Source organism: Burkholderia sp. Ax-1724 (assembly GCF_011752995.1).
Classification (GTDB): Bacteria; Pseudomonadota; Gammaproteobacteria; order Burkholderiales; family Burkholderiaceae; genus Paraburkholderia.
The window spans coordinates 18882-44938 of the sequence record NZ_VWWL01000034.1 but is presented as its reverse complement, the minus strand read 5'-3'; the positions used below and the strand labels follow the sequence as shown (position 1 = coordinate 44938).

At 65.5% G+C, this 26057-nt stretch carries 23 protein-coding genes and 1 pseudogene; 7 read left to right on the top strand and 17 right to left on the bottom strand.

Features of this window, described 5'->3' with window-relative positions:
• The first annotated feature begins 219 nt into the window (after nt 1–219).
• Nucleotides 220–1293, top strand: coding sequence for a hypothetical protein (locus tag F3J19_RS29815; RefSeq protein ID WP_167049648.1), 1074 nt, complete (start codon nt 220–222; stop codon nt 1291–1293).
• 78 nt (nt 1294–1371) lie between these two features.
• On the opposite strand, the gene aroQ is transcribed toward F3J19_RS29815, so the two are convergent.
• The 3 genes from aroQ to F3J19_RS29800 form a co-directional block, all read right to left on the bottom strand.
• Nucleotides 1372–1809, bottom strand: coding sequence for a type II 3-dehydroquinate dehydratase (gene aroQ / locus F3J19_RS29810; protein WP_167049647.1), 438 nt, complete (start codon nt 1807–1809; stop codon nt 1372–1374).
• Between the two features lie 55 nt (nt 1810–1864).
• Nucleotides 1865–2932, bottom strand: coding sequence for a Gfo/Idh/MocA family oxidoreductase (locus F3J19_RS29805; RefSeq protein WP_167049645.1), 1068 nt, complete (start codon nt 2930–2932; stop codon nt 1865–1867).
• Nucleotides 2933–3037: 105 nt separating this feature from the next.
• Nucleotides 3038–4441 (bottom strand): MFS transporter, encoded by a 1404-nt coding sequence (locus F3J19_RS29800; RefSeq protein ID WP_167049643.1) that lies wholly within the window; start codon nt 4439–4441, stop codon nt 3038–3040.
• 204 nt (nt 4442–4645) lie between these two features.
• On the opposite strand from F3J19_RS29800, the pseudogene F3J19_RS29795 reads away from it, so the two are divergent.
• Nucleotides 4646–5601 (top strand): annotated as a pseudogene (locus F3J19_RS29795) (LysR family transcriptional regulator).
• A 45-nt stretch (nt 5602–5646) separates the two neighbouring features.
• Here F3J19_RS29795 and F3J19_RS29790 read toward each other — a convergent pair.
• From F3J19_RS29790 to F3J19_RS29765, 6 genes are all read right to left on the bottom strand, one after another.
• Nucleotides 5647–6993: an MFS transporter gene (locus F3J19_RS29790; RefSeq protein ID WP_167049641.1), complete on the bottom strand. Its 1347-nt coding sequence runs from the start codon at nt 6991–6993 to the stop codon at nt 5647–5649.
• Nucleotides 6994–7182: 189 nt separating this feature from the next.
• Complete coding sequence (locus tag F3J19_RS29785; protein WP_167049639.1) at nt 7183–7746, bottom strand: cysteine hydrolase; 564 nt, start codon at nt 7744–7746, stop codon at nt 7183–7185.
• A 51-nt stretch (nt 7747–7797) separates the two neighbouring features.
• Nucleotides 7798–8250, bottom strand: a complete 453-nt coding sequence (locus F3J19_RS29780; protein ID WP_167049637.1) for a MarR family transcriptional regulator — start codon at nt 8248–8250, stop codon at nt 7798–7800.
• A 131-nt stretch (nt 8251–8381) separates the two neighbouring features.
• Nucleotides 8382–9029, bottom strand: coding sequence for a VTT domain-containing protein (locus tag F3J19_RS29775; protein WP_167049635.1), 648 nt, complete (start codon nt 9027–9029; stop codon nt 8382–8384).
• A gap of 201 nt (nt 9030–9230) precedes the next feature.
• The gene (locus tag F3J19_RS29770; RefSeq protein WP_167049633.1) at nt 9231–10292 is read right to left on the bottom strand and encodes an alkene reductase; all 1062 of its coding nucleotides are present in this window, start codon (nt 10290–10292) and stop codon (nt 9231–9233) included.
• A gap of 84 nt (nt 10293–10376) precedes the next feature.
• The gene (locus F3J19_RS29765) at nt 10377–10679 is read right to left on the bottom strand and encodes a helix-turn-helix transcriptional regulator (RefSeq protein WP_167049682.1); all 303 of its coding nucleotides are present in this window, start codon (nt 10677–10679) and stop codon (nt 10377–10379) included.
• Nucleotides 10680–10994: 315 nt separating this feature from the next.
• On the opposite strand from F3J19_RS29765, the gene F3J19_RS29760 reads away from it, so the two are divergent.
• Nucleotides 10995–12143, top strand: a complete 1149-nt coding sequence (locus F3J19_RS29760; protein ID WP_167049631.1) for a hybrid sensor histidine kinase/response regulator — start codon at nt 10995–10997, stop codon at nt 12141–12143.
• 105 nt (nt 12144–12248) lie between these two features.
• Here the strand turns inward: F3J19_RS29760 and F3J19_RS29755 are convergent, their stop codons facing one another.
• The 4 genes from F3J19_RS29755 to F3J19_RS29740 form a co-directional block, all read right to left on the bottom strand.
• The gene (locus F3J19_RS29755) at nt 12249–14846 is read right to left on the bottom strand and encodes a hybrid sensor histidine kinase/response regulator (protein ID WP_167049629.1); all 2598 of its coding nucleotides are present in this window, start codon (nt 14844–14846) and stop codon (nt 12249–12251) included.
• 16 nt (nt 14847–14862) lie between these two features.
• On the bottom strand, nt 14863–16098 hold the full coding sequence (locus tag F3J19_RS29750) for a hypothetical protein (RefSeq protein WP_167049627.1): 1236 nt from the start codon (nt 16096–16098) through the stop codon (nt 14863–14865).
• Between the two features lie 366 nt (nt 16099–16464).
• A complete protein-coding gene (locus tag F3J19_RS29745; RefSeq protein WP_345891076.1) occupies nt 16465–17808 on the bottom strand; it encodes a phospholipase A in 1344 nt (447 codons plus the stop codon).
• A gap of 603 nt (nt 17809–18411) precedes the next feature.
• Nucleotides 18412–20415, bottom strand: coding sequence for a bifunctional DedA family/phosphatase PAP2 family protein (locus tag F3J19_RS29740; protein ID WP_167049625.1), 2004 nt, complete (start codon nt 20413–20415; stop codon nt 18412–18414).
• Between the two features lie 195 nt (nt 20416–20610).
• Here F3J19_RS29740 and F3J19_RS29735 point away from each other — a divergent pair, with 195 nt between their 5' ends.
• Nucleotides 20611–20967, top strand: a complete 357-nt coding sequence (locus F3J19_RS29735; RefSeq protein ID WP_167049623.1) for a hypothetical protein — start codon at nt 20611–20613, stop codon at nt 20965–20967.
• A gap of 34 nt (nt 20968–21001) precedes the next feature.
• On the opposite strand, the gene F3J19_RS29730 is transcribed toward F3J19_RS29735, so the two are convergent.
• Both F3J19_RS29730 and F3J19_RS29725 read right to left on the bottom strand, forming a co-directional pair.
• On the bottom strand, nt 21002–21235 hold the full coding sequence (locus tag F3J19_RS29730; RefSeq protein ID WP_167049621.1) for a hypothetical protein: 234 nt from the start codon (nt 21233–21235) through the stop codon (nt 21002–21004).
• Nucleotides 21236–21336: 101 nt separating this feature from the next.
• Complete coding sequence (locus F3J19_RS29725) at nt 21337–21807, bottom strand: Lrp/AsnC family transcriptional regulator (RefSeq protein WP_167049619.1); 471 nt, start codon at nt 21805–21807, stop codon at nt 21337–21339.
• A 155-nt stretch (nt 21808–21962) separates the two neighbouring features.
• On the opposite strand from F3J19_RS29725, the gene F3J19_RS29720 reads away from it, so the two are divergent.
• Nucleotides 21963–22607: a LysE family translocator gene (locus tag F3J19_RS29720; protein WP_167049617.1), complete on the top strand. Its 645-nt coding sequence runs from the start codon at nt 21963–21965 to the stop codon at nt 22605–22607.
• Between the two features lie 70 nt (nt 22608–22677).
• Here the strand turns inward: F3J19_RS29720 and F3J19_RS29715 are convergent, their stop codons facing one another.
• The gene (locus F3J19_RS29715) at nt 22678–22851 is read right to left on the bottom strand and encodes a DUF1289 domain-containing protein (protein ID WP_167049616.1); all 174 of its coding nucleotides are present in this window, start codon (nt 22849–22851) and stop codon (nt 22678–22680) included.
• Between the two features lie 173 nt (nt 22852–23024).
• Between F3J19_RS29715 and F3J19_RS29710 the strand changes: the two genes are divergently transcribed.
• Complete coding sequence (locus tag F3J19_RS29710; RefSeq protein ID WP_167049679.1) at nt 23025–23351, top strand: YnfA family protein; 327 nt, start codon at nt 23025–23027, stop codon at nt 23349–23351.
• 117 nt (nt 23352–23468) lie between these two features.
• On the opposite strand, the gene F3J19_RS29705 is transcribed toward F3J19_RS29710, so the two are convergent.
• A complete protein-coding gene (locus F3J19_RS29705; protein ID WP_167049615.1) occupies nt 23469–23978 on the bottom strand; it encodes a DUF1993 domain-containing protein in 510 nt (169 codons plus the stop codon).
• A gap of 322 nt (nt 23979–24300) precedes the next feature.
• Between F3J19_RS29705 and F3J19_RS29700 the strand changes: the two genes are divergently transcribed.
• Entirely contained in the window at nt 24301–25860 is a 1560-nt protein-coding gene (locus F3J19_RS29700) for a S53 family peptidase (protein ID WP_167049613.1), read from the top strand.
• Nucleotides 25861–26057 lie beyond the last annotated feature (197 nt).

The window sequence follows — 26057 nt, the reverse complement described above, 5'->3', positions numbered from 1 at the left end:
TACTGTACGGTTGAGTCGCTGCCCACGCGGTACCGGTCGTCATCGCGTTTCTAATCGACGCTACTGCCGTACGAGGTAAAGTGGCGGCTTCTGCCGCGTTGGTTCTGCATTTGCGCCGATGCGTCGCCGCTTTCATTCGATTTCCGGAAGAGAAGTCCCATGTCGTTGCCTCCCGAGTTGCCTTCTGAATTGCCCGCTACGTCATCGACGAATTCGACGATGAACTCATCGATCAACGACGCCACGCCGCAACAAAACCCGCTGAAACAGGCGGTATTTCTGCACACGGGCTGGCGCAGCGCGGGAACGTGGGTCTGGTCGCGCTTGCGCGAACTCGAGCGCGCGACCGGCTTCTACGAACCGCTCAGCAACGTGCTGGCCGAACTGAGTCTCGCCGACGTCGCGGCGTCGCGCCCCACGCTGACCTCGGGGCATCCGCCGCTCTCGACGCCATACTTCGACGAATACCGCCCGTTTCTGCGTGAGAACGCGCGCGGCGTGGCCGGCTACGACCGGCGCTTCAGTCTCGACCGTTTCGGCCACGCGCCCGATGCGCAATTTCCGGCCCTGCACACGTATCTGCGCAATCTGTGCGAGCGCACCGCCGAACAGCGGCGCGTGCCGGTCTTCAAGTTTTGTCGCTCGGGCGGACGCCTGCCGTGGTTCAGGCAGGCGTTTGCCGACGCCATGCACGTGGGCGTGCTGCGCAATCCCGCATCGCAATTCGCGTCGGGTTGGCTGCTCAGGCAGCAGTGGAGCAATCCGTTTTTCGTCGCGGCGCCGTTTCGCGTGCTCGGACTGAATCAGTCGGACCCGCTCGTGAAAGAGGTGCTCGGGCTCTGCGGCGCGAGTCTGCCGCCGCTCATGGCGTCGATGCCGGACGACGCCTATGCGATGGCCTGCGAGCAATACGCGCGCACGGTGGAAGGCGAGAACGCGTATCGCGCCTTCGTCGCGTTGTGGATGCTTTGCGCGTTGCGCATGGGGGAGGGTGTCGATCTGCTGATCGACATGGACCGGCTCGGCCAGTCGCGCGAATACGCGGCGAGCTTGCGCGCCGGCTTCGACGCGCAATGCGGTTTGGCGCCCGATTTCACGAGTGCGCGCGATCTGGTCGAAGAAACGCGGCGCGGCGCGGCACGGATGAAAGGCATCGACGGTGGGGCGATGCGGGTCGTGCATTCGGCCGCGCTGAAATTCCTGAAGGCGCAGGGTGGTATCGACGCGAGCTTCGTGGAAGCGGTCCGCGAAAAAATGGTGCTGGCGAACGAGCTGACCGAAGCGTGGCGTTAAGCGTGGAGTCAACCCGTCCGTAGGCTTGTGCGGCCGCTCAGTGCAACTTGCTCAGGGCAACCGCGCGACCGTGCAACGTCAGGCCGCCGCCGACACCGCCGCGCGCAGCCCGAGCAGATAGCTGTCCACGCCGAACCCGCAAATCTGTCCCTTGGCGATCTCTGCGAACACCGACAGATGGCGGAACGGCTCGCGCGCATGAATGTTCGACATGTGGATCTCGACCACTGGCACCGTCAGGATCGCGAGCGCGTCGCGAATGCCGTAGCTGTAATGGGTCCACGCGCCCGCATTGATCATCACGCCGTCGGCGTTGTCGAGGAACGCCTTGTGGATGCGCTCGCACATCTCGGCTTCGCTATTGGTCTGAAAGCTCTCGACGCGCACGCCGAGTTCGTCGCCGAGGACGCGCAGACGCTCGTCGATTTCGGCGAGCGTGATCGTGCCGTATTGCGCGGGGTCGCGCTTGCCGAACATGTTGTGGTTGATACCGTGCAACATCACGAAGGTTTTCATTTAGCTTTAGCGTATCTGAATGGTGAATTGAAGGGTTGCAGCCTGCCTGCGCATTTTAATGCGCGGCCGCCGCCGTGGACACCGTTTCGACGACCGAGCCCGTTCTGGCCGCCTCGACGATCGCCTCGGTAATGCGCAGATTCTGCAAGCCGTCGCGCGCGCTGACGAGCGGCGGTTCCTCGCGACGAATCACGCGCACGAAGTGTTCGAGCTGCAGCTTGAGCGGATCGTCGCGCGTCATTTCGGCAACGCTGACGTCGAACGGCTTCCACCACGAACGGTCCTCGGCCTTGCCGTAGGTTTTCAGGCGCATCGTCGGCACCGAGAGCGAGCCGAACGTGCCGGCGATCACGTAGCAGTCTTCATCGGCATACGACGGGTACGCCTTGTTTTCCTGCGAGGTCTGCTCCCAGCTGCGCGCGCTCGCGGCCGTGTCGGACAGCATGAAGCTGCCGAGCGCGCCGTTGGCGAAGCGCAGGTTGATCGCCACCGTGTCTTCGACCGGAAAGCCGCGCGTCGCATGCGACGAGAAAGCCTGCACCGCGACGATATCGCCGCACAGCATGCGCAGGTTGTGCACCTCGTGAATCATGTTCAGCAGAATCGGGCCGCCGCCCGGCTGGCGCCGCCATTCGGCGTCGGCGAAATACTCGTCGGGCTTGAAGAACACCGCGCTGCCCATGACCGCGACGAGCTGGCCGAGCCGGCCTTCGTCGATCAGCTGCCGCGCGCGCGCCATGATCGGGCTGTGCGCGCGATGATGGCCGATCAGCAGCGGCACGCCGCTCGCGTCCGCTTCGGCCACGAGCGCCTCGGCTTCCTCGACGCTCGGCGCAATCGGCTTTTCGAGCAGCGTCGGCACCCGGGCCGCGAGACAGCGCGAGGCGTGCTCGACGTGCAACTGGTTCGGCGTCGCCAGAATCACGCCGTCGGGACGGTCGCGTTCGAGCAGTTCGTCGAGCGTGCGGTAGAGCGGCACGCCGGCCTCGGCCGCGATCGCGGCGGCGGCGGGTGAGGGGTCGACGATCGCCGAGAGCATGCCGGTGGCGCTGCGTTGCGCGACGGCCATATGCGCGCGGCCGATGTAGCCCGCGCCGGCCACGGCGATCCGGGTGCTGTTCATGAAGCGGTTCCTCTGAAGTCGGTGCAATGAAGTGGGTTTAAAAAAATCCGTTCGAGCCCAGGTTCAGGTTCAAGCTCGGGCTCGAGTTCAGGTTCAAGCCGGGGCTCAGGCAACGGCCTTTTTCGCGTCGGCCATGCTTTGTGCGCGCATCGTCTCGTAGCTCTGCTTGTCGATCGGCACCGCGTCTTTCTCGCCGAGGTCGCTGAGCTTCACGCGGAAGTTTTCGCGGGTGTTCCACGCGGTGATCGCGCAGACGATCGTGATGCCGAACGTGATCGCGCCGATCGTGAGCGGCACGTTGTTCGATCCCGGCGGCGCGACGTAGGCGAACAGCGCGGGCAGCAGCGCGGTGATCGTCGTGCCGACGTTCTGGCCGATCGCCATCGCCGAGACGCGCGAGCGGGTCGGGAACAGTTCCGGATAGAAGCTCGGGAAGATCGCGTTGTAGCCCTGGTAGATGACGCCCCACATCAGGATCGACATCACCATCGCGAGCGGCACGTTGCGGATGCTGATCGCGTAGAGGTAGCCGAAGGCGAGCAGCCCGGAGCCGAGCGCGCCGACGATGATCGGCAGACGCCGCCCGATACGGTCGGACAGATTGCCGACGTACGGAATCACGAGCACCGCGACGATGTTGCCGACCACCGGAATCCACAGGTACACGCTCTTCGAAAAGCCGATCCCGTACGACGCCTGCACCGCATAGGCCGCGCCGAAAATCGTCGCGACCACCGGGATCACGTTCATCAGCGAGCACAGCACCACGCGCAGCATGTCGGCCCAGTTGTACTTGAATGCCTCGACGATCGGCGAGCGCGGCACGCCGCCGCTCGCGTCTTCCTTCTCGAACGCCGGAGTTTCCTCGACTTCGCGGCGGATGATGTAGCCGGCGATCAGCACGACCGAGCTGAGCAGGAACGGGATGCGCCAGCCCCACGAGTTGAACGAGCTGTCGTCCATGTAATAGGCGAGCGGCAGGAACACCGCGGCGGCGAGAATCTGCCCGGCCTGCACGCCTTGCAGCGTGAAGCTTGCGTAGTAGCCGCGCCGCCCGAATGGCGCGTGTTCGAGAATCATCGAACTGGCGCCCGAGATTTCCCCGGCGACCGCGAAGCCCTGGATCAGGCGCAGCACGACGAGCAGCACCGGCGCGAGGAAGCCGATCTGGTGATAGGTCGGCAGCAGGCCGACCGCCATCGTCGAGAGCCCCATCAGGAACATGCAGAGGAGCAGCACGTTCTTGCGGCCGTGCGTGTCGCCCCAGTGCCCGAGAAAGAGCGCGCCGATCGGCCGCGCCACGTAGCCGACGCCGTAGGTGGCGAGCGAGGCGACGATCGCGATCTTCGGATTGCCGGAAGGGAAGAACAACTGAGGGAAGATCAGGGCCGCGGCCTGAGCGTAGATGAAGAAGTCGTAGTACTCGAGCGCCGAGCCGATCCAGCCGCTGGCGGTTGCCTTGCGAGCCTGCGAGCCGTGCCCGCCGCTTGCCGATGCGTTCGTTTCCATATCGTCTCCTGATCAGAGTGTGTTTTTGTCAGCTTCTATGGCTGGATCATTGGCGCCTGTAATGCAGGACTTCGCAAGCCAGGACTTTCCTGGTGGGCGTTGCCGCGGTGCGGCATGAATCGCCTGGGCTTGCCGACCGGCGCTTGCTCAACTCAGCCGTTACGACTAGGGTAATAGAGTTCCGTCCTGACACAATGCGACCAGATGTCAAATCAGAATGCGCTCACAGCCACGAATGAATCCTTCCTGCGCGATCTGCAGCTGTTTTGCCATATCGCGCGGCGCGGCAGCTTCGTCGCGGCGTCGACGGAAATGGGCCTGTCGCCGTCGCATGTGAGCAAGCGCATCGCGATGCTCGAGGCCGGTCTCGGCGTGAAGCTGTTTCAGCGCACCACGCGCAGCGTGAGCGTGACGAGCGATGGCGAAACCGCTTTGCAGTGGGCGCAGAAAATTCTCGACGACGTGCAGGGCATGACCGACGCGTTCGCCGATCGCCGCACGGAGCTGCGCGGCGTGCTGCGCATCAGCACGAGCCTGCGGCTCGGCCGCAAGCACGTCTCGCCGATTCTCACGATGCTGCGCGAGCGCCACCCGAACCTCGAAATCTGGCTCGAACTGCTGGACCGGCGCGCCGATGTGGTCGGCGAGAACTTCGACATCGACGTGCGCGTCGGCGAAGTGCAGGAGCCGCATCTGATCGCGCACAAGATGGTGGAGAGCGCGCGCATTCTGTGCGCCTCGCCGGCTTATCTGGAGCGGCGCGGCGTGCCGCTCGACCCCGCCGACCTCGCGCAGCACGACTGCCTGCTGTTTCGCGGCCGCGACGACCGCTTCGGCGTGTGGCGTCTCGCCGGGCCGCATGGCGAGAAGAGCGTGAAGGTGACGGGCACGGTCGCGTCGAATCTGAGCGACATCGTCGTGCAATGGGCGCGGGACGGTTACGGGATCGTGATGGTGTCGATCTGGGACGTCGCCGAAAGCCTGCGCTCGGGCGAACTCGTGCGGATTCTGCCGGCGTATCTGCAGCCGGCCGACGTGTGGGCCGTGACGGCCGAGCGGTTGTCGTCGTCGGCGCGGATTCAGGTGTGCATCGAGTTTCTCAGGGAGCAGTTGACGAGCGACCTTATGCGCTCGTCACGCGCGGCGTGGGCGGGTTCTGAGGCGTCGAAGCGCCGAGGTTCGGCCACTGCATGGCGCGGCGCGTTTTACACGCTCGAAGCCGCATCCTCTTCGGCTGCGTCGAGCGTGCCGCGCTGCACCGTCGCCACGGCATCCGTCATGACCGCGGCGGCGACCGGGCGCGGGTCGTCGATGCTGTAACGCAGGCGCCCGCCTGCCAGGTAAAAGCGCAGCCCGCGATGCCGCATCAGATAGGCGAGGCCGACCAGCGCCGCGCTGAAGCCCGAGGCCGCGCCCACGCCGAGCGCCCAGCGCGGCCCGAAATGATCGGCGACCCAGCCGACCACCGGCGCGCCGAGCGGCGTGCCGCCGAGCGAAAGCGCCAGCAGGATCGCGATCACGCGGCCGCGCATCGCGGGCTCGGTGGTCAGTTGTACGAGGCTGTTGGTCGAGGTCGTGAAGGTTTGCGTCGAGACGCCGATGATGATGAGCACGAGGCCGAACAGCACGTAGTTCGGCATCAGCGCAGCCGCCGTGCAGCCGGCGCCGAACACCGAGGCGGCGCCGAGCAGCAGCGCCATGCGCGGCCGCGCGCGGCGCGCCGCGAGCAGCGCGCCCGTGACCGAGCCGATCGCCATCGTCGAGCTGAGCACGCCGTACTCGCCCGCGCCCGCATGAAACGCGGTGACCGCCATCGTCGAGATGAAGATCGGGAAGTTCAGGCCGAAGGTGCCGATCAGGAACAGCATCAGCAGCGCCGCCTTCAGATCGGGGCGCTTCCAGACGTATTTGAAGCCTTCGACGAAGCTGCCGCGCGTGCGCACCGCGAGCGGCTTGCTGTGCAGTTCGTGCAGGCGCAGCATGCGCAGCGCGCCGAGCACGGCGACGAACGACAGCGCGTTGATCAGGAACACCCAGCCGGTGCCGACCGAGGCGATCAGCAGGCCCGCGACGGCCGGCCCGATCATGCGCGCGGCGTTGAACGAGGTCGAGTTGAGCCCGACCGCATTGGCGAGATCGGCCTCGCCGACCAGGTCGGAGACGAAGGTTTGACGCGCGGGGGAATCGAAGGCGGTCACGCAGCCGAGCAGTCCCGCGAACAGATAGACCTGCCACAACTGCGCGAGCCCGGTCACGGTGAGCAGACCGAGCACGAGCGCCAGCGTGCCCATCGCCGCCTGGGTCGCGAACAGCAGCTTGCGGCGGTCGAAGTGATCGGCCGCATAGCCGGTGAGCGGCAGCAACAGCATCTGCGGGCCGAACTGCAGCGACATGACGATGCCGACCGCCGTCGCGTTGTGATGCGTGAGTTCGGTGAGCACGAGCCAGTCCTGCGCCGTGCGCTGCATCCATGTGCCGACGTTCGAGACGATGGCGCCGCTCGCCCAGACGCGGTAGTTGAAATTGCGCAGCGAACGGAACGTGGAGCTCACGGCAAGGTTTCCTTGGCGCCGGATGGTGGGCGCGCATGCGTGCATACATGTGAGCCATGAACGGCCGCCGCTGACGGCTGTTCATGGCACGGGCTCATGGCGCCCGCTTACGACTCCTGCTTACGGCACCTGCTTACGACTGACTCTTGCTTACGACAGCTGCCTGCTGACCCGCTCGATGATCCCCGCTCAGGCGCGTGAGCTTTCGAGCAGGGCGAGCACTTCCTGCGTCGTGCCGGTTTCGCCGAGGCGGGGGAAGATGCGCGTGATGCTGTTGACGTGCGCGTCGGCGTTGAGGTCGGTCATTGCGTCGACGACGAGCGTCACGTTCAGGCCGAGTTCGCTCGCGAAGCGCGCGGTCGATTCGACGCCGATGCTGGTCGCGATGCCGGTGAGCACCACCTGCGTGACGCCCTGGCCGTCCAGATACGCGGCGAGGTCCGTGTTCGTGAACGCGCCCCAGGTGCGCTTGGTCACGACGTGGTCCGACGGCTGCTGCTTCAGCTCGGGCAGCAGGTCCGCGAAACCGGCCGGGAAATCGCCGGGGGGACGGCCCTGTTCGGTGCGCCCCGGGGCGCCGGCCGTGACGTTCACGAGCACGACGGGCAGGCCGTGGCGGCGGAACGCGTCGAGCAGCGTGACCGAACGCTCGACGATTTCGCCAGCCGGATGCGCGGTGGGCAGCGCGACGACGCCGCGCTGCAGATCGACGACGACCAGTGCGGTTCTGGCGTCGAGAGTGGTGAGTGCCATGGAGTGCTCCTGCGAGTGGCGAATAGGGTGAGCGCGAATGCGGGTCGCGCGTTATGAATCGACGAGGCGTTTGAGCAGATCGACGCCCGTCGCGAGTTGTTGCTGCTCGGCCGGCGAGAAGTGCGTCTGTATCGTGCGATACAGCCAGTCTTCGCGCGCCGCGCGGCTTGCCTTGACCTTCCTGCGAAAACTCGGCGTGAGCGAGAGAACCGTCTGCCGCCCGTCGTTGGGATCGGGCGTGCCGCTCACGAGCCCGGCGGCTTTCAGCGCCGCGAGCGTTTCTCCCATCGACTGCGGACGCATGCCGTGCGCACGCGCGAGCGCGCTGACGGTCGCCGGGCCTTCGCGTTCGAGCTGCGTCAGCACCTGTACCTGCGACGGCGTGAAGTCGCCCACGTGGGCTTCTTCGCGCAGACGCCGGCGCAGCTTGCTGTTCAGCACGCGCAGGTCTTCGGCCAGCGCATGCAGCGCTTCCGGTGTTACCGGCGAGGGGGGAGTGCTCATGCGGCGAGATGAGGTGAAGGTTAACTATGAAGGTTACCTTCACATCTTGTTCGGGTCAAGCCAGGGGCGATGAGCATGACCCGGCCGGCGAGTCTCATGGCGACGCGAGCGGGAGACTTCAGCAAGCAACATCAGCGGGCACGTGCGCGGCGGCCGAGAAAACGCCAGAGCGCGCCGCCGGCCAGCATGGCGGCGCCGAGCACGATGCCGAGCAGCACCAGCGTGCTCAGATGCTCGTGGACCACCGGCACGTTGCCGAACAGATAGCCGGCCGCGATCAGCGAGACGACCCATAGCGCGGCGCCGGCGGTGACATAGGTCGCGAAGCGCGCGAAGGTCATGTGCGAGACGCCGGCGGCGAACGGCGCGAACGTGCGCACCACGGCGATGTACGGCGACAGCAGGAAGGTCAGGCGGCCGCGCGCTTCGCTGAACGCGTGCGCGCGTTGCAGCGCGGCGCGGTTCAGCCATGCGTAGTTCGAGGTATAGACCCTCTCGCCGACCGCGCGGCCCAGCCCATAGCCGACGATGCTGCCGCCCACCGTCGCGACGAACAGCACGGGCGCGACGATCCAGACGTTGAGCGCGCCGGTGGCCGCCAGCGCGCCGCAGATGAAAATCAGCGGATCGCCAGGCAGGAAGAACAGCGGCAGAAAACCGTACTCGACGAATACGACGACGAACAGCAGCGCATAAACCGCGGAGCCGAATTGCAGGATCAGCGTGCTCAGGTGCTGGTCGAGGTGCAGCGCGATCTGCAAGGCGTTCATCAGGTTCATCGGCGGCAGCGGCGAGGTAGGTGGCGGGATGCCACGAGTGTAGCCTCGCGCGCGGCCATGTTGGGGCGGGCGCGTTGGAGGGCGCGTGTTGCCGGCGCAAAAAAACGGCGGGCGTGACCGAAGCGATCTCCGGTCACGCCTGCCATACGGGTTTGACGGCAGCGGCGGTCGGCCCGCGCTGCCGCTGATGCCACCTGCTGCTTACTGCACTTCTTCCAGCGTCGGATAGTCGGTATAGCCGACTTCGCCGCGCGCGTAGAACGTGGCCGGATTCGGCTTGTTCAGCGGCGCGTCGGTCTCGAAGCGGCGCACGAGGTCCGGGTTCGCGATAAACAGCTGACCCCACGCCACCGCATCCGCTTCACCGGCGTCGAGCACCTGCTGCGCGGTTTCTTTCGTGAACTTTTCGTTCGCGATGTACGGGCCGCCGAATGCCTTCTTCAATTGCGGGCCGAGGCGGTCCTCGCCGAGCGCTTCGCGCGCGGCGATGAACGCAATCTTGCGCTTGCCGAGTTCGCGCGCGACATAGCCGAACGTCGCGGCCGGGTCCGAATCGCCCATCGTGTGCGAATCGCGGCGCGGCGCCAGATGCACGCCGACGCGGTTTGCGCCCCACACGCCGATGCACGCGTCGGTGATTTCGAGCAGCAGCCGCGCGCGGTTTTCGATCGGGCCGCCGTAAGCGTCGGTGCGCTTGTTGGTGCTGTCCTGCAGGAACTGGTCGAGCAGATAGCCGTTCGCGCCATGTATTTCGACGCCGTCGAAGCCGGCGGCCTTGGCGTTTTCAGCGCCCTTGCGGAACGCTTCGACCACGCCGGCGATTTCGTCGAGTTCGAGCGCGCGCGGCGTCACGAACGGACGCTCGGGGCGCACGAGGCTCACGTGGCCGCCGGCCGCGATCGCGCTCGGCGCGACCGGCAGTTCGCCGTTCAGGAACACCGGGTCCGAAATGCGGCCGACGTGCCACAGCTGCAGGAAGATCTTGCCGCCCGCATCGTGCACGGCCTGCGTGACGAGCTTCCAGCCTTCGACCTGTTCCTGCGACCAGATGCCCGGCGTTTCCGCGTAGCCGACGCCCTGCGGCGTCACCGAGGTCGCTTCGCTGAGGATCAGGCCGGCGCTCGCGCGCTCGGCGTAGTGGCGCGCCATCAGCGCGTTCGGCACGCGGATTTCCTCGGCGCGCTGACGCGTGAGCGGCGCCATGATGATGCGGTTCGACAGCGTAAGGTCGCCAATTTGCAGCGGATCGAAAAGAGTCGGCATGAGAGTTCACCTTTGGCGGCGGGCCGGGCCCGGCGCCTTGAAAGACTGCGTGAAAAAGGAAGCGCGGCGATGCGAATACGCTGCTCAGAGCTGCGCGTTCATGTGTTCGAGGAACGCCTGAATGACGGGCTCGTTGCGCTTGAAAAACACCCATTGGCCGACCCGTTTCGACGTGACGAGCCCCGCGCGCTGCAGCGCGGCGAGGTGCGCCGACACGGTGGACTGCGACAGTCCGCAACGTTCGTCGATCATGCCCGCGCACACGCCGTGCTCGAGCGGGAACTCCTGATCGGCGAAATGCACGCCCGGCTCGCGCAGCCAGCCGAGAATCTCCCGGCGGACCGGATTGGCCAGCGCTTTGTGGATCGCGTCGAAATCGGGCGTCATCTGGATCGTTTTCAAGCTGATTCGACAACCGGCACACGGAACGCCGAAGGGCGCCCGCGCGATTGCATCGCTACTGGACGAATTATATATCGTAATTCGACGATATGCATGAAGCCACTACTGCCAATGGGGATGCCTAAGGGCCAACGGGCGGCGGCCCCTGGTGCCATTGCACCAGGCATCGATGCGCCTCGCATAGAGGGGCGATTCGCACGGCACGCATGGGTTCACGCCGCGCCGCCGCTTTGTATATGATCCTCGCGGGGACACCTGTTCAATAATCGGCGGCAACAACCGCTATTCGTTGGGAAAGCAATGAGTGACACGACGCAGCCACCGTTTTCCGTTCTGTTCGTCGACGACGAGGAGATGTCGCGCAACCATTTCTCCCGTGCGATTCGTGCCGATTACTGCGTGCACGTCGCGCAGAGCGCGGACGAGGCGATCGAGCTGCTCGGCACGCACGGCGCCGAGATCGCCGTGCTCGTGACCGACTACCGGATGCCGGGCCGCGACGGCGACGACCTGCTGCGCCAGGTCGCGCAGGAGTATCCGCAGATCATCCGCATCCTCGTGACCGCCTATGCGGACAAGGACATGCTGCTGCAAACGGTCAATACCGGCGACGTCTTCCGCATTCTCGAAAAGCCGCTGCGCACGGAGAAGGTGCGCGAGGTGCTGCAACTGGCGATCGCGCGCTACGCGGAACGCGAAACGCGGCAACAGCGTCTGCTCGCGATGGACGAAACGCTGGCCTTCCTCGCCCATGAACTGAACACGCCGCTCGCGGCGATTTCGCTGTTCGCGCGCTCGGTCGAGAACGACGTCGCCGAGCAGTACGATCCCGACCGGCAGAAGGAGATCGGCGACGCGGCGCGCTCGATGCTCGACAACGCGCAGTATTGCCTCACGCTGATCTCGTCGTTCTGGGCGACCGTGCACAAGAGCGGCGGCCAGCCGTCGGCCTCGGAGACGGGCGGGCGCGAGATCAAGGCGACCCGGCTGATCGCGTCGCTGCTCGACACCTACCCGTTCGTCGGCACGCAGCGCGACTGGATTCGGGTCGACGTGCAGGGCGATTTCGTCGTGCGCGCGATGCCCAATTGCGTCGCGCTCGTGCTGTCGTCGCTGATGTCGAATGCGTTGCGCGCGCTCGGCGACACGGCCGCACCGTCGCTGTGGCTCGAAGTGGTCGAGAATCCGGAGCCCGAGATCCGCCTGCGCGACAACGGCCCCGGGATCGCGCCCGAGGTCAAGGCGCGGCTGCTGCAGGACCCGGTGACGACCTATGCTGGAGCCGGCGGGCATGGCATGGGGATGATCTTCTGCAATCGCATCATGCAGTCGTTCGGCGGGCGGCTCGGCGTCGAATCGACGGTCGGAGAGGGCACCACGGTCACGATGGGCTTTCCGAACCTCGGCTTTGCCAGCCTGACGAGCCGTGCCGAGGGCGCGGGCGATTGAAATGAGCGGGGGGTGTGCCGGGTTGAGCTGGGCACAACCCGGCAACGCTACGCACGCGTCACGCACCATCGCGCACCATCACGCGCCGCTCACCCTCGGGCACGCTCAATCGCTCATCGCATCGCGATGATCGTGCCGCGCGTTCGCCGCTGCATGGTGGCGCTGCAGCGCATCGGCCGAACGCGTGCTCAGCACGCGGATTTGCGCGAGCCAGTCGGTTTCGAGCGGCCACTCGCCCGCGATCACGCGCGGATAGATCTGCCGCGCATAACCATGCAGCGCCTTTGCGCCGATGTTGCCGCTGACGCCGAGCAGCGCATGCAAGGCCACGTGCGTCGCCTTGAGGTCGACGGCCGCGGTGCTCGCCACGAGCTGCGTCACGAGCGTGCGGATCTGCTCGATACCGTTGATGAACGATTCGTCGAGCAGATCGAGCGCGGCCAGTTCTTCGAGATGTTCCTCGTCGAGCAGGTTGTCTTCGGGCACGGCCGCAAGCGGGCTCGCGGGAGTGATTGATGCATCTGGCATCGTCGGCGCGAGCGGCGCGTCCGCGGGTTCCGTCTGCGTGGCTGCGGCGAGGCTCGCCGCCGCTTGCGCGGCGCCTTGACCATGCGTGCCGAACTGGCGCGCGAGACATGCATAGAGCGCGCCGGCCTGCACCGGTTTGATCATCACTTCGTTCATGCCGGCTGCGAGACAGGCCTGGATCGATTCGGAGTCGGAATGGCTCGTGAGCGCGATGACCGGCACCGTGGCGTAGGCGTCGGTACGCGCGCGGATCGCCTTCGTCGTGTCGATGCCGCTCATGCCCGGCATGTTCATGTCCATCAGGATCGCGTCGATAAAGCCGTCTTCCTGCAGGCGCGTCAGCACGGCCTGGCCGTGTTCGGCCTCGACCACGCTCGCGCCGCAGCGCTCCAGATAGGCCTTCGCGACGAGCCGGCTGTAGGTGTCGTCGTCGGCGACGAGGATCGAGCGGCCGATCAGGCCGTCGGGCCGCAGCCCCGCATCGTGCCGCGTGCCGTTCTCGAACAGCGCCTGCAGCGCGGTGATCAGTTCCTGCACGCTCGACGTCTTGCTGATGATCTCGTCCATGCCGGCGCGGCGCGAGCGCAGGCGCACCGCGTTGCCGGGCTCGGCGGTATAGGCCGCGATCAGCACGTTGCGGTTCGGACATTCGCGCTCGGCGCGAATCCGCTCGGTCGTCGCATAGCCGTCCAGGCCCGGCATGCTGATGTCCATCAGCACGAGGTCGTAGGGCGACGCGCGGCGCAGCGTGGCGAGCGCGACTTCGCCGCTTTGCGCCTCGCTCACGTAGGCACCGGCCTTGGTCAGCACGCGGCGGGTGCGGGCACGCAGCGTGTTGTCGTCGTCGACGACGAGCACGCGCTTGCCGCGGAACACCGGCATCGCGCGCTCGAAGATCCGCCGCTCGTGGTCCGCGACTTCCTCGGCCGACACGGCCGGAAAGCTCAGCGTGAACTCGGTGAACTTGCCGACTTCCGACTGGCATTCGATGTTGCCGCCGAACGCGCGCATCGCGCGCTGGCAGTAGGCGAGCCCGAGCCCCGTGCCGCCCGAATTGCCGGCCGTGCGAAACGGCTCGAACAGATGCGGAATAAGCTCGGCGGCGATGCCTGCGCCAGTGTCGCGCACGATCACCTTATTGCGCTCGACGATCAGCGTGAGCGTGGCCTGCGGATACGGGGCAATGTGATAGAGCGAGTTCTTGATCAGGTTGAACAGCGTGAACAGATAGACCGTTTCGTCGACCTTGAAGATGAAGTCTTTCCTGACGGCGATGCTGATTTTCGCGCGCTCGTTGTCGTTGTCGAAGCCGTATTCCTCGAGCGCCTTGCGCGTGGTGGCCGCCGCGTGCAGGTAGCTCAGGCTGTCGGAGCGGATCGATTTCGCGCTGACTTCGTCGAGCGTCATCGCGATGATGCGCAGGCCGCGCTCGATCGACAACTGCCCCTGGGCGAGATGGTTGTACAGCACGGACGCCCGGCCGTGCGTGAGGGTCGTCGCTTCGCCGGGCTCGGTCACGGCGGGCAGCGCTTCCTGGACGCGGTCGAGCACATGGCGCAGCTGGCTCAGCGGATTGCGCATTTCATGCGCGATGGAGCCCGCGAGCGCCTGCAGCGCGCGATTCTTTTCGACGAAGATGCGCCCCTTGCTGATGGCGTGGCTGAACGCCATGCTGCACAGCACGACCACCGGCAGCAGTGCGATATTCGATTTGTCTTCGGCGCTGAGCACGACCGGGTGCGGCGCGCTGAGCACCGCGGCGAAGCCGCCGGAGAACACGCCGATGCCGATGCAGGCCATCAGCAGCAGCGGATTGTCGATGCACAAGGCCAGAATGAAGATCATCATGACCTCGGTCATCATCCACATCGTGGAGAAATCGTTTCTGACCGTCAGAAACGTGCAGACGAACGGCAGCACGTAGATCAGGCAGCAATGCCAGTAGATCAGCAGATAGTGGTTGTCGCGCTTCGGCCAGCGCGACTGGAACAGCAGCGGAATGCACACGGCCGCCGCGCTGAGCCGCAGCATCAGGTTGTCGTAGGGCTGCGGAAGGATGTAGGTCCAGACGACGTAATAGATGGGGTGGCACAGGAGGCCGAGTGCGCCTCCCCACCGGATCGCAAACCTGCTTCTTTCGAGCATATCCCGCATCGTTTCGCGTGATATCGCCATCAGGCCTCCGTTCACGTTACGACCCCATCAATTCATGCGTATTGAATCGATGCGCTTCCAGTCCCTCGAGGCTGACCGGCGCGCCGTTCTTGCCGTGGAACGGACCGACCGAAAAGCCGTTTTTCTTGAGGAGACTGTGAGTATAAGAGACGGACCACACGGGCGGGCTGCCAATGATGAAATCGGAGGCGATACCTTCCTGCCAGGCCGAATAGCCTTCGGCGAAGCAGGTGTAGCAGTCGCGCGTGGACGGCAGCCGGAACGGGAACGCGGTATCGAGTCCGGCCGGGCCGCGGGCGAAGCATTCGATATAGAGCGTATGGCCGCGCGAAGCGAGTTCGGCCTCGACGCTCGCCGCGCGCGGATGCGAGTCGTCGATCCAGAACTGCGCGCGCTTGAGATCGGCGGCGGTGAGGTAGGGGACGCTCGTGCTGCTCGCGAGAATCGCGCCGTCGAAGGCGGGCAGTTGCGTATCGGGGCTGAACGTATGCACCGAGACCTTCGACTTGCCGAGCAGGTCCGACGCGAGCAGTTCTCTCGCCTGGTCGATCAGCAGGTTCATCTTGTCCGGCAGGTCGATCAGGATCAGTTCGCGCGGCGCGTCCTTGTAGAGCAGGTACTTGGCGACCGTCGTACCGAGCCGGCCGGCCGCGCCGAACAGCGCGAGCTTCGTCTTGCCGAATTCGAGGTCGAGCTGGTCGCAGCAGTGCATCGCCCAGTCCTTGAGCATCGCGGCGGTGGCCGCGTGGCCGGTCGTGATGTGAGGCGGCTTGATCGGACGCGGCAGCGCGCCGTAATTGCACGCGTACGGCGTCGAGGCGCCCATCGCGATCATGCCGAGTCCCGCTTCACGGGCGAGTTCGAGTGCCGGAAAAAATTGCGTTTCGCGGAAACGCTTGATGCCGCGCGGACTGCCCAGCCACATTTCGAGCGGCACCGGGCACGCGATATTGGCGCCGATCACCTGTGAGCCCGAATAGATCGGCGAGGCGATAAAGGGCTTGGTATTCCAGAGTTCCTCTTCGAACGATTCGCTCCGGGGACGAACGTTGTGAAAAGAAAATGAAAGCGTTTCCCAGTCGGTGGCGTGAAACAGAAAGCCGACGCCGCCTTGGCGGCCCGGCAGATTGTCCCGGATCTGTTCCGGGTGAATTTCGTTCTTGAGGATCAGCGGTGCACTATTTCGATGCACGACTAACCCGGCTTGCCCGTTGGAAATGGTCGACACGTCTTTAAGGAGAGCAGTTTTCATTGGTTTTTCCTTGGAGTTTGAATGTACGCTGGCGAATCAGCGCGGCGTGGCCAGCCCGGATTGACCGGCGACCCTTCAACTCTAGAGAAATCCGCGGCAGTGTGCCCGTCTGTTCGTGCACACAGGATTCACAAGCTACTTAATTATTGACGTGCCCCGGAAGATTGCAATTCGCTTTGGGCGAACTTCGGTCGGGCTGAATGAGCTTCAAGTGAGCTTCTGGTGAGCTTCCGGTCGGGCTTGAGTTGGGATCGGGGAAGAACCCGGGAGAACTTTCGATCAGCTTCCGGCACGAGGTGGCGCCGTTATCGACGAAAGAAAAGGGCCGCGTGCGGCCCTTCGTCTGCATGGCTGAACAACGCCGGCTTAGCGCGTAATGCTATAGCCGATGCGCGCAATCCAGCGGTGCTGATTGTAGTCGAGAATGTCTTCTCCGTATCCTGTGAAGAACCCGACCCACAGGAAGCCGCCCCAGCGGTTATTGATGAGCTTCGCCAATGGATAGGTGAACTGCGTATCGATACTGCCTTTGCCGCCCTTCATGCCTTTGCGAAGCGTCGTCGCGATTTGCCAGCTGTCGGTGCTGCCGTATTTGAGCAGCAGGTCCATATAGCCGCGATAGTCGGTGATGTCGTGGTTCTCGCCGGCAATATGGGCGTAGTAGTAGACCTTCGGCGCCACGGTCAGATGGTTGCCGTTGAGGTCGCCGAAATCCCAGATCGGCTTGACGAAGAAGATGTCGATGCCGCGCGATTCGGGACCGTCGCGTCCATTCGACTCGTGTTCGTAGCCGGCCATCAGCCCCATCTTGCTCCACCACTTGCTCTTCCAGCCCGTGTCTTCGAGGTAATAGAACAGCGCAGGCATATAGCTCGTGTCGCGGAATGGCGCGGAGTACGCGCCGAGATCCCACAGCGAAGTTTGCGTATAGCCGAAATAAAGATTGTCGGCGAAGCCTCGCGAGCGCGGATCGTCCGGCGTGACGAGGCGGAACTTGAAGCTCAGCTGGAATTTCGCGAGGTTCTCGCCATTCGAGCCGTCGGCGAAATACATGGGCTCGTAGGCGGAGAAGCGGCTGAGGAAGCTGTTGATTTCGGGCACCGGCGCGGCGGGGCGCGCCGGTGCCGGCGACGATGCGATCAGGCTGGTTTGGGATGGTTCGCTCTTCGAAACGCTTGCCGCAGCGTCCGGCGTACCGTCAGCCGACGCGAGCGCCGTGCCCCTGCCGCGCGGCGCTCGCGTGAGCAGGACGAACGAGGGCGACACGTCGAGATCGGGCACGTCGATCTTCATCGCGCCGCGCGCCCATTCGGGCCACGCGCCGATATAGCGGACCGCCTTGAGTTCTCCCGCGGCGAGCTTCAGATGATCGGGCGCGCCGCTTTCGCGCGCGAGCGCCAGCGGCCTCGGTATCACGTCCGGATTGCTGAGCGAGATATTCAGTTGTGCCGGAACGTCGACCTCGGTGCCGTTGGGTGTGTCGCCGGAATAGACGATCGTGACTTCGAGCGGACTATTCGCGAGCGCTTCTCGCGGCGGACGCAATACCGAAACGCCGGCAACGCTATAAGCGGAGTAGCCGGCGCCGAACATCAGCAGGCTGATGCAAAGAGATAGCCTGGGAGTGAGTCTGGAAATACGCGAGCGGTGGCTGCCGAGTACTGCGGATTTGCGGTCTTTCTTCATGCTGGACGTCAATCGATTCCGCACACGGGACTCCTATTGATCTACGAATTCAGGTCGCTTCGAGACGATAACGTCAAAGTGTGCAATTGGGCAAAAAAATAGGGTGGGTATCTGTGGAATCAGTTTGATTTTTTCTCACTATATTGTGAATTGCGCGAGTGAATAAGAATGGGCCATGCGGTGGAAAGAGCCGGGTGGAAACGATGGAATGGGAGAAAGCGCGGGACAGCAGCGGTAATGGTTTCTCACTGCTTTTCATTGCGTCTTTTCGTTGCATTTGTGCAACGGAGATTCGCGTGACATATGTCGCATGCGGCTGTCGGTTTGCAATCGGTACGCGCGAATCGCGGCACGAGTCATTCCCCGTATGGCAATTACCGCGTAATTCGCTTTCTGGTTTTTTCGCGGCCATTCATTGCGCGATCAATTGCGGCAAATGACTTGCGGTTAATGACTTGTGGCAAATCGTGCCGATCGTGATCGATCGGAAAAGCCCATGCTGAGGTCACCGATTGCAATACGCGAATTTCCAATGGCGCTCGGGCGCCGACATGTTTTTCCGTTCGTCTACGCACGGCATATCGTCTATGCGCCGCATATGACGCAACAGCCGCTTTGTCCGTGAACTCAATTTCCCGGCGAAACGAGCAGCGACACCGGCACGCCGTGACATGCCACTTCCGCGAGAACCGTCGCACCGAGTGCCGCGCCCGATTTCGCGCTTGCCGCGAGCGCGGTCGTGTCCTTGTCGATGCGCAGAATGTTGATCGGCCACGATGGCCGCGACAGCCGTTCGTGCGCCAAAGCGCCGACCCACAGCGGCGCGGCCGAGGTGCCGTTGTCGACCGCATAGCCGCTCGGCCAGAAGCGCAGCACGTAGCGTTCCTCGCGCGACTCGCCCGGCCGCATGAACACCAGCGACGACGGCACGCCGTTGTCGAGCTTCGGCAAGACCGGCAGCGCCACCGCCGCGACGTCGGGCGAGGCAAGCGAGAGCAGGCTGCGCGCCGATATGTCGGTGCCCTCGATCCAGCCCTGCGCGCGCAGCCGGTCGCGTATCGTGGCGGGCTCCGACACCCATTGCAGCGTGAACGGCTCCTTGCGGTCGCCACCCATGTCGGAGCGAAAACAGGGCAGCCGCTTCCATTCGGACATCCGCCATGCCGCCTCGGTGAGCCGCACGGGCGGCGGCCGCGGCGTGCTGTCGGGCGGCGTGGGCGCCTCGACGCCGAGTTGCGCGGCCACACTGAACGCCACGACCGCGAGCATGACGAGCGGCATCAAGCGGCGTTGCGGCGGCGGCTGCGGATGCCGCCAGATCGCCGTCAGCGCGACGATCGCGACCCAGCCGCAGGCGAGCGCCGCGCCGCCGATCGCATCCGACACCCAGTAGCGGCCGAAGTACACGCCCGCGAACGCGACGACGATCACGGCGAGCGTGCTCGCGCCCGCGACCAGCACGCCCTCGATCTTGCCGACCCGGCGCGCGAGCAGAAACGCGAGAAAGCCGTAGACGATCACCGTCGCCGCGACGTGATTGCTCGGAAACACGTAGTGGCTCGTCATCAGTTCGTTGGGCGGCGCGCGGCGCATCGCCAGTTGCAGGCCGAGAATCAGCAGCTGCGAAAACGCGACCGCCGCGAGCCAGTAGCCGATCGTGCGCCAGCGCCGCTCCCATAGCATCCACAGCGTGACCGTGACGATCAGCGCGCTCAGCGTGATGCCGCTGCCGAGCGTCGCGAGATGGGCCAGCACCGTGTCGCCCCAGGGCGTGCGCACCGATTGCAGGAAGCGATAGACCGACAGATCGACGGTGGTCAGCGGATCGCCGCTGACGACATCGCCAAGGATACCGAAGAAAAGCACGCCGGCCACGAGCACGAGCAGCGAGGTCACGACGATGCTGGTCGCGTCCGGCGCATCGGGATCGAGCATGCGGCGCGCGGCGCGGCCGAGCGGCCCGGGATGGCGGCAGGCCCAGTTGCCGAGATGGCGGCCCGCCGCGCTCGACCACGCGTTCGCGTGCGAGACGAGAAAGCTCGCACCGCGAAAGCTGAGCCAGACGATGCACACGAGCATCGCGATGATGACGACGAGCCGGAACGACACCGCGCCGGCGAGCAGCACCGACGCGCCGAACACGACGCCCGGCAGGATATGCGCCGGCGCCCACAGCAGCGCCGAGAGCACGTTGATCGCGTAGAAGCGCAGCGGGCTCATGTCCATCATGCCGGCGACGACCGGCACGATCGCGCGCAACGGGCCGATGAAGCGCGCGAGCACGACGCTTTTCGAGCCCTGTTTGAGAAAGAAGCGCTGGCCCGCGACAAGCAGCTCGGGGTGCCGGCTCAGCGGCCACATCTGGGCGATGTGCTCCTTGTAGCGGCTGCCGAGCCAGAAGCTCATGCCGTCGCCGGCGACCGCGCCGAGGATCGCCCAGACGAATACCCAGGCGAGGCTCAGCGCGCCGGTGCCCGTTAGCGCGCCGGCGAGGAACATCGCGGTGCTGCCGGGGACGAACGTGCCGATCACGGCGATCGCTTCGAGAAAAGCCGCCAGGAACACGACCGCGAGCATCCACGCCGAGTGGCCGGCAAGCAGATGCAAAAGGTGGATGTAGGCGTGCTCCATCGTGCTGCGTCGTGCTCCCGCGCGTGCGCGCTCGGCCGGTCTGCTGTTACGACCGATCATAACGCGCGCGGGCACGCTCCGTGCGGGGGCAGCGCCGCTGCACGCGTTGGGCGGCGGGCTCAGAATAGGAGGGGAGCGTGCGGCGCTATCGGCGTCGTGCCGTGGGGTCGATGAAATCGAAGCCAGGGGTGAGTCATGAGAAGCGGAACAGGTGGGATCGCGCGAGCGGTGATGGTTGCGGTGGTGCTGATGGCGGGAACCGCGGAGGTGGGATGGGCCCAGCAGTTGGGCAACCCGGGCGGCGGCGCGCAATCCGGCGAATCGGGCGGGAGCAGCGGCACGGGGCACGGCGCGGCCGGCATGGGCCTCGGCACGGGTGTCGGCGGCGGCCCGGCGCCGGGCGTGGGAACGTCGCCGGGCACGGCGTACGGCACCGGTTCAGCCGGCGCCGGCCCCGTGCTCAACGACATGCGCGCCAACGGCACGGCCCTCTATATGAACCCCGATCCACGCGCGCCGAACGTGAGCGGCAGGGCGGCGCCGCTCAGATAGCGTCGCGCGGGGCGCCGGGCCGGCCGGCTCCGGCTCAACGATTGCCGTCGAGCAGATCGCCGAGCATTTCGTCGAAGGCGGCTTGCGCGTCTTCGAGTTCCTGCAAGGCGGCGTCGAACGTTTGCAGGGCAAACTGCGAGGGTTTGCCGGCGCCGGCCGGCGGGAATTGTGTCTGCAGCGACGCAAACGCCGTCTGCACCCGCTTTGTCGCGGTCAGCACGCGTTCCATCGCGGCGGTTTCTTCGGCTCGCGCCTTGTCGTGATCCATGAAAACTCCGGTTCGTCGGGTTGCATCGGAGCGGCTCGCGCCGCTTCGCAAGAGGGCTTCAAAGGCGTGACTATGCCACGTTCGCGTTGATGAAAGCGGCATCAGGAAAGCGGCAGGCCGCCATACGGCTTCACCTCGCGCAACGATAACGACGACTCCACCGAGGTCACGCCCGGCAGACTGCGCAACTCGTCGCGCATGAACGCGCCGTAGTCGTCGAGATCGCGCGCGACGACCTGCAGGATGTAATCGGCGCTGCCCGACACGTTGTGGCACGACAGGATGCGCGGGATCGCCTGCACCTCGCGCTCGAAGCGCGTCGCGGTCGCGCGGTCGTGCACCGCGAAGCGCACGTAGACGAACGCGACCACGCCAAGGCCGAGCGCGGCGCGCGACAGCATCGCGCGGTAATGATCGATATAGCCGTCGTTTTCGAGGCGTTTCAGACGCCGCGCGCACGGCGTTTCGCTGAGGCCGACCGTTTCGGCGAGCCGCGCATTCGGCATGCGGCCGTCGTTTTGCAGCGCGGCGAGGATGGCGCGGTCGGTTTTGTCGAGATCGGCGGCGGGCATGGTTTCGGAGTATCGGCGAGGGGTGGGGGAAAGCTCGGTAAAGTGAACAAATATTAGCGCATTCCGCTTCAAATGAAGGTTTGGGATCGGCAATTCGCCAGCAAACACTCTGCCGCCGATAGCAAGATAGAGCCTCTAAAAACAAGGAGGCTTCCATGATTTCCGCTCACCTGCTGGCCGTGTATATCGCGGCGTTGTTCGTCGTTTATGCGGTGCCCGGGCCGGACATGGCGCTGATTCTGCAAACCAGCATCGCGCGCGGCGTGCGCAGCGGCTTCGCGGCGGCGGCCGGGCTCGGACTTTCGCGCGCCACGCACGTGACGCTCTCGGCATGCGGGATGGCCGCGCTGTTGCGCAACGCGCCGTGGCTGTACGACGCGGTGCGCTACGTCGGCGCGGTTTATCTTGCGTGGGTCGGGATTCAGATTTTCCGCTCGCCGGGCTTCGCTCTGCCCGACGAGGGGCGTGCTGCCGTGGCGTCCAATGCCGCTGCGGCGCGTCCGTTGCGGACCGCGTTCATCAAAGGCTTGCTGACGAATCTGCTGAACCCGAAGGCGCTGCTGTTCTGTTCGGTCCTGCTGCCGCAATTCGTACGGCCGGAGGCGGGGCCGGTCGCGCTGCAGATGATCGAACTCGGCGTCGTGCTGCTCGTGACCGGCGCATGCTTCGACGCGCTATATGCGACCGGCGCCGCGCGCATCGCCAGCTGGATGCGCGCTCATCCGCTCGCGCAGACCTTGCAGCGCTGGACGTTCTCGGCTGCGCTGATCGGATTTGCGCTGCGGCTTTCGCTCGATTGAGGCGGTGTCGCGAGGGCGGCGGGGCAGCGAAGCGAAGACGCCGATGCCCCGCGGCGCCGTTCACTGTCGCTCACTTCTTCAGCTTGCGCTCGCGCCGCGGCTGGTCCTCGATAATCTTCCTGCGATGCTTGTCCTTCATCTTCTTCCAGGTTTTGCATTCGTCGCGTGTGCGCATGCAGCCGATGCAAAAGCCGGTTTTGTCGTCGAACTTGCAGATGTCGATGCAGGGTGACTCGATGCTCATAACCGATAGCCGTCAGGGTTGAGGTAGCGCGACTGTCGCATGCGCCATGTTCGCGGCGCCAAGTGATTGTGTTAATAAAGCCGATAGCGGCGCGGGCCGTCTTACTTGCCCGCGCTTCACGGATACCCCGCCGCGCCGCGCGCGGCGACACAATGGCTTGCTTCCCTTCATCGATGAAAACCTTCCTGCTGTATGTCGTGACCGCCGTCGCCGAAATTCTCGGCTGCTATCTGCCGTGGCGCTGGCTCAAGGAGGACGGCTCCGCGTGGCTGTTGCTGCCCGGGGCGCTGAGCCTCGCGCTGTTCGCATGGCTGCTGACGCTGCACGGCACCGCCGCGGGCCGCGTGTATGCGGCTTACGGCGGTGTCTACGTGACGGTGGCGATTGCGTGGCTGTGGGGCGTGGACAAGGTGCGGCCCACGCTCTGGGATGCGGCGGGCGTCGCGCTGACGCTCGCCGGCATGGCGGTGATTGCGTTCCAGCCGCGCATCCACGCATAGCGCCTCGCTGCATAGGGCGCCGGCGCGCGGCGCGGCTTGGCCGGGGTTGGCTTGGTGCCGGTCCGCTGCTGCTCCGATGCCGACCGGCTTCAGGCGGGGACCCGGCGGCCCGCCTCCTTATTGCATCGTACCCAGATAATCGAGCTTGCCGAGTTCGACGCCGTTGTGGCGCAGGATGTCGTACGCGGTCGTCACGTGGAAATAGAAGTTCGGCAGCACGAAGCCGAACAGATACGACATGCCCGTGAATTCGAGCGGGCCCACCCGCATTTTCAGCGTGATGGCGCGCGTTTCGGAACCGTCGATCTGCGCGGCGTTGAACTCCTTCAGATAATCGATCGTCTTTTGAAGGCGGGCCTGCAATTCGTCGAACGTCTGTTCCACGTCTTCGAATTTCGGCGGCTCGACGCCGGCCAGCCGCGCGGCGCAACCCTTCGCGGTGTCGCTCACGATATAGACCTGACGCACGAGCGGCAGCATGTCCGGCGCGAGCCGGGCGTTCGTGAACACCGAGGGCTCGATCTGCTTCGCGGCCGCGTGCGCCTCGGCTTTGCCGAGGATGGCTTGCAGGTTCGTGAGACCGCGAATCAGCACAGGCAATGATGCTTGATACATCGAAATTGACATGGGTTCCTCTGATTTTCTCGATCGTGCGCGCGGGCCGGCGCGCGAGGCAACAATGAAGCGGCTGGAATGCCGCTGAAGCATCATAGCGCGCCGCACGTGCGATGCACATTAGCCATTCGGCCAACTGCCGCGCGCGCCGGAACTGTGCTCGAATGCCCGGGTCGGACGGTTGAACGAAGTCCTCGAACAGCAACTTGCCGCCGCTGCGTGAAACGAGGCCAGGCGGCAAGGCGGCGCGCGCGCAGGCGCGTGGCGTGCTGAGGTGCAACCGGGCCGTGCGCGCACCGTGCGGGCCCGCCACGCTAACAGGAGAGTCGACACCATGGTCAACAGGCACCCATTGCCGGGCAGCGAGCGCACGGTCGAGCAAGGCGTAAAGGTCGTCGGGCAATGCGATCCGACGGAGCGGATCGAGGTTTTCGTGATGCTGCGCCGCCGGCAGCAGGCGCAGTTCGATGCGCTGATGAGCCGGATCGAGGCCGGCGACCCGAGCGTCAAACCGCTTTCGCGTGAAGCGCTCGCGCAAGACTACGGCGCCGCGCCGGACGATATCGCGAAGGTCGGGGCGTTCGCGGCCGCGCATGGTCTGACGGTTGTGCGTGAGGACCCGGCGGCGCGCCTCGTCCTGCTGAGCGGCACGATCGCGCAGTTCCAGAGCGCGTTCGAGGTCGCACTCGCGCATTATCAGCATCACACGGCCGGGCAGTTTCGCGGCCGCACCGGCACGATCAGCGTGCCGGACGATCTGCACGGCGTCGTCGAGGCGGTGCTCGGGCTCGACAACCGGCCACAGGCGCGGCCGCACTTCCGCATCCGGCCGCCGTTCGTGCCGGCGCGCGCGCATCAGGCGTCGTTCACGCCGCTGCAGCTCGCCTCGCTCTACCAGTTTCCGCAAGGCGATGGCGACGGCCAGTGTGTCGGCATCATCGAACTCGGCGGCGGCTATAACACGTCCGATCTCACGGCGTATTTTTCGAGCCTCGGCGTGGCCTCGCCCAACGTGACAGCGGTCGGCGTCGATCAAGGCGGCAATCGGCCGAGCGGCGACCCGAACGGGCCCGACGGAGAGGTCACGCTCGACATCGAGATCGTCGGCGCGATTGTGCCGCGCTCGACCATCGCCGTGTACTTCACGCAGAACAGCGACGCCGGTTTTATCGACGCGGTGAGCCGCGCGGTGCACGACACGGCCAATAAGCCCTCGGTGATTTCGATCAGTTGGGGCGCGCCCGAGTCGGTCTGGACCAGCCAGTCGATGCAGGCGTTCAACAGCGTGCTGCAGTCGGCGGCGGCGCTCGGCGTGACGATCTGCGCGGCGTCGGGCGACAGCGGTTCGAGCGATGGCTCGGGCGGCGGCGATCAGGTCGACTTCCCTGCATCGAGCCCGTACGTGCTCGCGTGCGGCGGCACGCAGCTCACCGCGTCGGGCTCGTCGATCACGCGCGAGGTGGTGTGGAACGACGGCGAACAGGGCGGCGCGAGCGGCGGCGGAGTGAGCCAGGCGTTTGCGGTGCCGGTGTGGCAGAAGGGCTTGTCGGTGACGTCGCCGGGCGGCGGCAGCGTGGCGCTCGGCGGGCGCGGCGTGCCGGACGTCGCGGGCGATGCGTCGCCCGTCACCGGCTACAGCGTGCTGATCGACGGCACGCAGACGGTGATCGGCGGCACGAGCGCGGTCGCGCCGCTATGGGCGGCGCTGATCGCGCGGATCAACGCGGCGAACGGGCAGCCGGCCGGTTTTGTCAACGCGAAGCTCTACAAGGCGCCGGGCGTCTGCAACGACATCACGCAGGGCAACAACGGCAGTTTCGCGGCATCGGTGGGCTGGGACGCTTGCACGGGACTGGGCAGTCCGATTGGCCAGAAGGTGGCGGCCGCACTATAGTCAACAGGCTGGCGGCGACAGTCGGCAACGGTTCGCGATACGTGGCGGACCGCCGGTAGAGGACGTGAGGCGAGGAAGTGAAGTGGGGCAAATGAAGCGGGCAAATGAAGCGCGGAAGTGAAGAAGCGCGGATGTAAACCGAGGATACAAGGCGAATACGCGAAACAAGGACGCGAAACGAAGACGTATGGCGAGGA

What these genes read in the sequence shown, in the direction of transcription:
- F3J19_RS29760 (WP_167049631.1), top strand. Translation starts at nt 10,995, where the DNA reads ATGAGTGACACGACGCAGCCACCGTTTTCCGTTCTGTTCGTCGACGAC.
- F3J19_RS29815 (WP_167049648.1), top strand. Translation starts at nt 220, where the DNA reads ATGAACTCATCGATCAACGACGCCACGCCGCAACAAAACCCGCTGAAA.
- F3J19_RS29765 (WP_167049682.1), bottom strand. Translation starts at nt 10,679, where the DNA reads ATGACGCCCGATTTCGACGCGATCCACAAAGCGCTGGCCAATCCGGTC.
- F3J19_RS29800 (WP_167049643.1), bottom strand. Translation starts at nt 4,441, where the DNA reads ATGGAAACGAACGCATCGGCAAGCGGCGGGCACGGCTCGCAGGCTCGC.
- F3J19_RS29710 (WP_167049679.1), top strand. Translation starts at nt 23,025, where the DNA reads ATGAAAACCTTCCTGCTGTATGTCGTGACCGCCGTCGCCGAAATTCTC.
- F3J19_RS29725 (WP_167049619.1), bottom strand. Translation starts at nt 21,807, where the DNA reads ATGCCCGCCGCCGATCTCGACAAAACCGACCGCGCCATCCTCGCCGCG.
- F3J19_RS29700 (WP_167049613.1), top strand. Translation starts at nt 24,301, where the DNA reads ATGGTCAACAGGCACCCATTGCCGGGCAGCGAGCGCACGGTCGAGCAA.
- F3J19_RS29805 (WP_167049645.1), bottom strand. Translation starts at nt 2,932, where the DNA reads ATGAACAGCACCCGGATCGCCGTGGCCGGCGCGGGCTACATCGGCCGC.
- F3J19_RS29735 (WP_167049623.1), top strand. Translation starts at nt 20,611, where the DNA reads ATGAGAAGCGGAACAGGTGGGATCGCGCGAGCGGTGATGGTTGCGGTG.
- aroQ (WP_167049647.1), bottom strand. Translation starts at nt 1,809, where the DNA reads ATGAAAACCTTCGTGATGTTGCACGGTATCAACCACAACATGTTCGGC.
- F3J19_RS29740 (WP_167049625.1), bottom strand. Translation starts at nt 20,415, where the DNA reads ATGGAGCACGCCTACATCCACCTTTTGCATCTGCTTGCCGGCCACTCG.
- F3J19_RS29715 (WP_167049616.1), bottom strand. Translation starts at nt 22,851, where the DNA reads ATGAGCATCGAGTCACCCTGCATCGACATCTGCAAGTTCGACGACAAA.
- F3J19_RS29750 (WP_167049627.1), bottom strand. Translation starts at nt 16,098, where the DNA reads ATGAAAACTGCTCTCCTTAAAGACGTGTCGACCATTTCCAACGGGCAA.
- F3J19_RS29705 (WP_167049615.1), bottom strand. Translation starts at nt 23,978, where the DNA reads ATGTCAATTTCGATGTATCAAGCATCATTGCCTGTGCTGATTCGCGGT.
- F3J19_RS29785 (WP_167049639.1), bottom strand. Translation starts at nt 7,746, where the DNA reads ATGGCACTCACCACTCTCGACGCCAGAACCGCACTGGTCGTCGTCGAT.
- F3J19_RS29780 (WP_167049637.1), bottom strand. Translation starts at nt 8,250, where the DNA reads ATGAGCACTCCCCCCTCGCCGGTAACACCGGAAGCGCTGCATGCGCTG.
- F3J19_RS29775 (WP_167049635.1), bottom strand. Translation starts at nt 9,029, where the DNA reads ATGAACCTGATGAACGCCTTGCAGATCGCGCTGCACCTCGACCAGCAC.
- F3J19_RS29755 (WP_167049629.1), bottom strand. Translation starts at nt 14,846, where the DNA reads ATGGCGATATCACGCGAAACGATGCGGGATATGCTCGAAAGAAGCAGG.
- F3J19_RS29770 (WP_167049633.1), bottom strand. Translation starts at nt 10,292, where the DNA reads ATGCCGACTCTTTTCGATCCGCTGCAAATTGGCGACCTTACGCTGTCG.
- F3J19_RS29730 (WP_167049621.1), bottom strand. Translation starts at nt 21,235, where the DNA reads ATGGATCACGACAAGGCGCGAGCCGAAGAAACCGCCGCGATGGAACGC.
- F3J19_RS29720 (WP_167049617.1), top strand. Translation starts at nt 21,963, where the DNA reads ATGATTTCCGCTCACCTGCTGGCCGTGTATATCGCGGCGTTGTTCGTC.